Raw genomic sequence first — 1,755 nt, 5'->3', positions numbered from 1 at the left:
GGTGCTGGAGCTTGCGAGGGCGCCCCGGCCTGACCACCTCGCTCTCTCCGCGCCGGACTATTGCCGCTGCAGCCAGTCCCTGTAGTGCGTGGGGGCCAGGTCGGCGTCCTTCGGTGCCGTCAGCACGTCTCCTGTGACCGCGGCGAACATGCCCGCCTGGTCGTCGGTGACCACGTGGCGGCCGTCGGGGCGTGCGGCCAGGGTGATCCGGCCGAGCTCGTCGAGAGAGAAGACATCGGGGCCCGCGATGTTGCGGATGCCCTGCAACGGGCTGTCGGAGGCCGCCTTCGCGACCGCCGCGGCGATGTCGGCGGAGGCCATCGGCTGCACGGGGGTGGAAGGCAGGCGGACGGTGTCACCGTCGGTCGTCCAGGACATGATCGCTTCGACGAACTCGAAGAACTGCGTGGCGCGCACGATCGAGTACGGCGTCGGCGCGGCCTTGAGGGCGTTCTCCTGGGCGACCTTGGCCCGGTAGTAGTCGAGTTGGGGCACTTGGTCCACGCCGACGATCGAGAGAATCACATGGTGGCGGACACCTGCCGCCTCCGCCGCGGCACCGACGTTGTTCATCGACGTTTCGAAGAAGCCGATGGAGGACTCGTCGAACACGGGGGAGTTGATCAGGTTGACCACTACATCGGCGCCTGCGAGAACCTGGTCCAGGCCCTTGCCGCTGATCACGTCGACCCCGGTGGACAGCGAAGCGGGTACGACGTCGTCGCCGGCCGCTCTCAGCCGTTCGACCACCTGTGAGCCGATCAGGCCGCTTCCCCCCAGGACTGTGGTCTTCATGACGCACCCTTCGTCGAGTTGATGAGGTTCCCGAGGACGTCCGGGGCAGGATTTCCATCCGTTGCACGCGGAGGCAGTGGGTACGAATCGAACCGGCCGCTCCGAGCCGAGCGGCTGGAGCCGTCCGCGGTGTCGGCCCGGCGCTGCTCTGTCGTGCTTGCCGACCGCGCTCGATCGACTGCCCGCGGATCGAAATGACGTCTGCGACCACCGTACGCCCACAAGGGCGGAGCCGGGCGGTGAGGCGGATCCCACGTCCACGGCCCGGGCCGGGCGGAGCCGAGTGCGCGCTCTGTCATTGCATCTTTACGCTGCGCTCGGCGCGGCTCGGGTGGCGAATCCGTCGCAGCCGCATGCCGTCCCCTCGCCGCGTAGTGTTTTTGATATGCGCTCTCCGTATCGGTGCCGAAACCGGAGGTGGCGTGATGGCGAACAATGAACCGGTGGCCAATTCACCTGAAAACCAGGGGCGGCGATCCGAGGCCTGGAAGACCGCGGTCACCGTGATCCAGGAGGCGAAACCACCCTCCGTTCCGGACGGTGCACACGCCATGACGGTGCTTGTCGAGTTTCCCCCTGGCGACCCCGGCACACCTCCGCACCGGCACTTCGGCCCGGCCTTCGGCTACGTGCTGGAGGGCGAGATGCTGTTCGAGCTCGAGGGAGAGCCGGAGCGGGTGATTCGGGCCGGGGAGGCGTTCTGGGAGCCCGGTGGCGACGTGATCCACTACCAGGACGGCAATAATCGCACGGACGTGCGGAGTCGGTTCGTCGTCACGATGATGTGCGAGCCTGACAAGCCCATGCTCGTCCTCGTCGACGACGAGGAACTCGCGCAGCGCAAGGACAGACGAGCTCCGCGACCGTCCTAAGGGCTGTCCCGTAATCCCCGGCGGGCGCACGACGACAGCTACGGCACCTCGCTGCGTTGTCGGATCGCCCGAATACGCCCAGTATGAG

The 1,755-nt window shown here is 67.4% G+C and carries 2 protein-coding genes; one reads left to right on the top strand and one right to left on the bottom strand.

Features of this window, described 5'->3' with window-relative positions:
* Positions 1-57: 57 nt before the first annotated feature.
* Entirely contained in the window at positions 58-795 is a 738-nt protein-coding gene (locus ACWGI8_RS43975; RefSeq protein ID WP_453669194.1) for an SDR family oxidoreductase, read from the bottom strand.
* Positions 796-1,220: 425 nt separating this feature from the next.
* Between ACWGI8_RS43975 and ACWGI8_RS43970 the strand changes: the two genes are divergently transcribed.
* Positions 1,221-1,667 (top strand): cupin domain-containing protein, encoded by a 447-nt coding sequence (locus ACWGI8_RS43970; RefSeq protein WP_453669192.1) that lies wholly within the window; start codon positions 1,221-1,223, stop codon positions 1,665-1,667.
* Positions 1,668-1,755: the final 88 nt, after the last annotated feature.

This window comes from Streptomyces sp. NPDC054841 (assembly GCF_053611045.1).
Note: the sequence above shows the minus strand (reverse complement) of the source record. Positions and strands in the feature narration are given on the sequence as shown.